Origin of the sequence: Kitasatospora sp. NPDC002965 (assembly GCF_040611255.1) — a bacterium.
Classification (GTDB): Bacteria; Actinomycetota; Actinomycetes; order Streptomycetales; family Streptomycetaceae; genus Kitasatospora.
Window position 1 is genome coordinate 1 of sequence record NZ_JBEXNT010000257.1, and the last position, 4774, is coordinate 4774.

General features: G+C 77.8%; 1 protein-coding gene. It reads left to right on the forward strand.

All coding sequences use genetic code 11. The annotated features are described in order from the left end of the window. Nucleotides 1-244: 244 nt before the first annotated feature. On the forward strand, nt 245-4774 hold a 4530-nt coding region (locus ABZY91_RS41340), incomplete at its 3' end, for a beta-ketoacyl synthase N-terminal-like domain-containing protein (RefSeq protein ID WP_355409322.1).

A 4774-nucleotide genomic window follows, 5' to 3' on the forward strand; every position in this document is an offset into this window, starting at 1 on the left:
CCCGCCCGGCCGGATCCCGCGCCGAACGCGGCCGGGCCGCGTACCGGACGGGATCCGGCCGGGCGGGCGGCCCGGCCGGGGGAGGGCCGCAGGGGGTGGCCGGAGGGACGGACGGGCAGGTCGGCAGGCTGAGGGGACCACGTCATAGGGGTTCTACAGGGGTTGGCTAGGGGCCCGACCGGCGCGGATCCACGGAACTCTGAGGGTCGATCCGAGCCACCGGCCCTCAGGAGTGGAACCCACCATGGCGCGCCTGGAACCCCTCGACCCGTCCGCACCGCTGCCCGGCCCGCCCGAGGCGGTGGCCGTCGTCGGCGTCGCCTGCCGGCTGCCGGGGGCGGCGGACCCGGAGGCGTTCTGGAAGCTGCTCGACACGGGTGCGAGTGCGGTCGGCGCCGTCCCGCCGCAGCGCTTCGGCGGCGCGGAGCCGCCCCGGGCGGGCGGGTGGCTCGACCACGTCGACCGGTTCGACCCCGAGTTCTTCGGCCTCTCCCCGGCCGAGGCCGCCGCCGCCGACCCGCAGCAGCGGCTGGTGCTCGAACTCGCGTGGGAGGCCCTGGAGAACGCCGGCGTCCTGCCCGCCGCGCTGGCCGGCGGCCGTACCGGCGTCTTCGTCGGCGCCATCGCCGCCGACTACACCACGCTCACCACCGGCGCCGGCGCGATCACCCGGCACAGCCTCACCGGTCTCAACCGGGGCATCATCGCCAACCGCGTCTCCTACGCACTCGACCTGCGCGGTCCGAGCCTCACCGTCGACTCCGCGCAGTCCTCCTCCCTGGTCGCCGTCCACCTCGCGCTGGAGAGCCTGCGCGGCGGCGAGTCGGACGTCGCCCTGGTGGCGGGCGTCAACCTCAACCTGGCGGCCGAGTCGACGCTCACCGTCGACCGGTTCGGCGCGCTCTCGCCCGACGACCGCTGCTACACCTTCGACGCCCGGGCCAACGGCTACGCGCGCGGCGAGGGCGGCGTGCTGCTGGTGCTCAAGCCGCTCACCCGCGCGGTGGCGGACGGCGACCGCGTCCACGCGGTGCTGCTCGGCAGCGCGGTCAACAGCGACGGCGCGACCGACGGCCTGACCGTCCCCAGCGCGGACGCCCAGGCGGCGGTGGTCCGCGAGGCCGCCCGGCGGGCCGGCGTCGCCCCCGGGCTGGTCCAGTACGTCGAGCTGCACGGGACGGGCACCCGCGTGGGCGACCCGGTCGAGGCGGCGGGCCTGGGCGCGGCACTGGGCGCCGGGCGCCCGGCGGAGCAGCCGCTGCTGGTCGGCTCGGCGAAGACCAACGTCGGTCACCTGGAGGGCGCTTCGGGCATCGTCGGCCTGCTGAAGACGGTCCTGGCCGTGCGGCACCGGAGGATTCCCGCCAGCCTCAACTTCGTCACCCCCAACCCGGACATCCCCTTCGAGCGGCTCGGCCTCGCGGTGCGGACCGACTCCGGACCGTGGCCGAACGCCGCGGGCCGGCTGATCGCCGGCGTCAGCTCCTTCGGCGTGGGCGGCACCAACGCGCACGTGCTGGTGGCCGACGCCCCGGAGACCGCCCCGCCGGGGGAGGAGGAGGGGGAGCCCGGAGGCGTCGGCGAGGCGCCGGCCGAGGAGGAGGGGGAGCCCGGAGACGTCGGCGAGGCGCCGGCCGAGGACACCGCGGTCGCGACCGTGCCCGGCGGGCCGCTGCTCTGGCCGCTCTCCGCCCGGACCCCGGCCGCGCTGCGCCGGCAGGCCGCCCGGCTCCGTGCGTTCGCCGACCGGGCGGGCGCCGACCCGGTGGCGGTCGGCCGGTCGCTGGCCACCACCCGGACCGCCTTCGAGTACCGCGCCGCCGTGACCGGCACCGACCGGGAGGGCCTGCTCACCGCCCTCGACGCGCTCGCCGAGGGCGGGCAGGCGGCGGGCCTGGCCCAGGGCCGTGCCACCACCGACGGTGCGGCGCGCGCGGCGTTCGCCGACGGCCCGGCGCCGGACGCCGCCGGGCACGGGGCCGGCGACCGGGCGGGTACCGCGGGCGCGACCGGCAGCGGCACGGTGCTGGTCTTCCCCGGCCAGGGCGCGCAGTGGGACGCCATGGCCCGCGAACTGCTCGCCACCGCACCGGTGTTCGCGGCGAAGATCGCCGCCTGCGAGGAGGCCCTCGCCCCGCACGTCGACTGGTCGCTCGGGGCGGTGCTGCGCGGCGGGCCGGGCACGCCGGACCTGGAGCGGGTGGACGTGGTGCAGCCCGCCCTGTTCGCCGTGATGGTGTCGCTGGCCGCGCTCTGGGAGGCGGCGGGTGTCCGGCCGGACGCCGTGATCGGGCACTCCCAGGGCGAGATCGCCGCCGCCCACGTGGCCGGTGCGCTCTCGCTGGAGGACGCGGCGGCGGTGGTCGCGCTGCGGTCGCAGGCCATCGCCGGTCTGGGCCTGACCGGCCGGGGCGGCATGGCGGCCGTCCCGCTGTCCGCCGAGGAGGTCGCCGGGCGGATCGCCGGGCGGGCCGACGAGCTCGGGATCGCCGCGGTCAACGGCCCGTCCGCGACCGTGGTCTCGGGCGACCGGGCGGCCGTCGCCGACCTCGTGGAGCAGTACCGGGCGGAGGGTGTCCGGGCGAAGCTGGTGCCCGTCGACTACGCCTCGCACTCGGCGCAGATGGAGCCGCTGAGGGAGAGCCTGCCCGTCCTGCTCGCGGGGATCCGCCCGCGGACCGCGTCCGTCGCCTTCTACTCGACGCTCACCGGTGAGCGGTTCGACACCGCCGGACTCGACGCCGCCTACTGGTTCCGCAACCTGCGCGGCACCGTCCGGCTGGAGCGCGCGGTCCGCGCGGCGCTGGCCGACGGGCACCGGGCGTTCGTGGAGAGCAGCCCGCACCCGGTGCTGACGGTCGGGCTCGGCCAGCTGGCCGACGGCGTGGCGGCGGTCACCGGCACGCTCCGCCGGGACCACGGCGGACTCGACCAGTTCCACGCCGCGGTGGGCGAGCTGTTCGCCCGGGGCGGGGCGGTGGACTGGTCCGCCCTCTACGGGCCGGGCGAGCGGCTCACCGGGCTCCCCACGTACGCGTTCCAGCGCCGCCGGCTCTGGCTGGGCGCCACCGCGGGACCGGCCGCCGTCGACCCGAACCGGGCCGCCCCGCACGGGGGTCACCCGACCGGGGGCGCCCCGGACACCGACGCCCCGGACACCGACGTCCTCGGCGAGGAGGCCGCGCTGGCGGCCGTCCGCGCGGGTGCCGCGATCGTGCTGGGCGAGCCGGGCGGACCGGACGCGGTCGACCCGGACCGCACCTTCAAGGACCTCGGCTTCGACTCCGTCGCGTCCGTCGAGTTCCGCGACCGGCTCGCCGGCGCGACCGGCCTCACCCTGCCGACCAGCCTGGTCTACGACCGGCCCACCCCCCGCGCCGTCGCCGCGTTCCTGTCCGGGCGGACGGGCACGCGCACGGCCGTCCCCGAGGCGGCGGGCGCCGCCTCGGCGCGGACCTCCGACGGCCTCGACGAGGACCCGGTCGCGATCGTCGCCCTCAGCGGCCGCTGGCCCGGCGGCGCCGACACCCCCGAGCAGCTGTGGGAGCTGCTCCGCACCGGCAGGGACGCCATCGGCCCGTTCCCGGAGAACCGCGGCTGGGACCTCGACGCCCTCTACGACCCGGACGGCGAACGCCCCGGCAGCTCCTACACCCGGCAGGGCGGATTCCTGTACGACGCCGACGAGTTCGACGGCGCGTTCTTCGGCCTGGCCCCGCGCGAGGCAGCCGCCACGGACCCGCAGCAGCGCCTGCTGCTGGAGTCGGCGTGGGAGCTGACCGAGCGCGCCGGGATCGTCCCGGCCACCCTGCGCGGCAGCCGGACCGGCGTCTTCGTCGGCGTCATGCCGCAGGACTACGGCCCGCGCCTGCACGAGACGCTCCCCGGGTACGAGGGGCACGCCCTGACCGGCACGCTCACCAGCGTCGCCTCGGGCCGGCTGGCCTACACGCTGGGCCTGGAGGGCCCGGCGATCACCGTCGACACGGCCTGCTCCTCGTCGCTGGTGGCGATCCACCTGGCCGCGCAGGCGCTGCGCACGGGGGAGTGCGACCTGGCGATCGCGGGCGGGGCGACGGTGATGTCCTCGCCGGGCATGTTCACCGAGTTCAGCCGCCAGCGCGGTCTCGCCCCCGACGGCCGCTGCAAGCCGTTCGCCGCCGCCGCCGACGGCACGGCCTGGGCGGAGGGCGCCGGGCTGGTCCTGCTGGAGCGGCTCTCCGACGCCCGCCGCCGCGGACACCGGGTGCTGGCCCTCGTCCGGGGCAGCGCGGTCAACCAGGACGGCGCCTCCAACGGACTGACCGCCCCCAACGGCCCGGCCCAGGAGCGGGTGATCCGCCAGGCCCTCGCCAACGCGGGGCTGACGGCCGACCAGGTCGACGCGGTCGAGGCACACGGCACCGGCACCGCGCTGGGCGACCCGATCGAGGCCCGCGCGCTGCTCGCCGCCTACGGGCAGGACCGGGCCCGACCCCTGCTGCTCGGCTCGGCGAAGTCCAACATCGGCCACACCCAGGCCGCCGCCGGGGTCACCGGGGTGATCAAGCTGGTGCAGGCGCTGCAGCACGGCGAACTGCCGGGCACCCTGCACCTGGACGCGCCGTCGCCGCACGTCGACTGGACGGCCGGCGACGTCAGCCTGCTGGACCGGGCCACGCCCTGGCCCGAGACGGGCCGGCCGCGCCGGGCCGCCGTCTCCTCGTTCGGGATCAGCGGCACCAACGCCCACCTGATCCTGGAGGCCCCGCCCGCCGGGGCCGGTGCGCAGCCC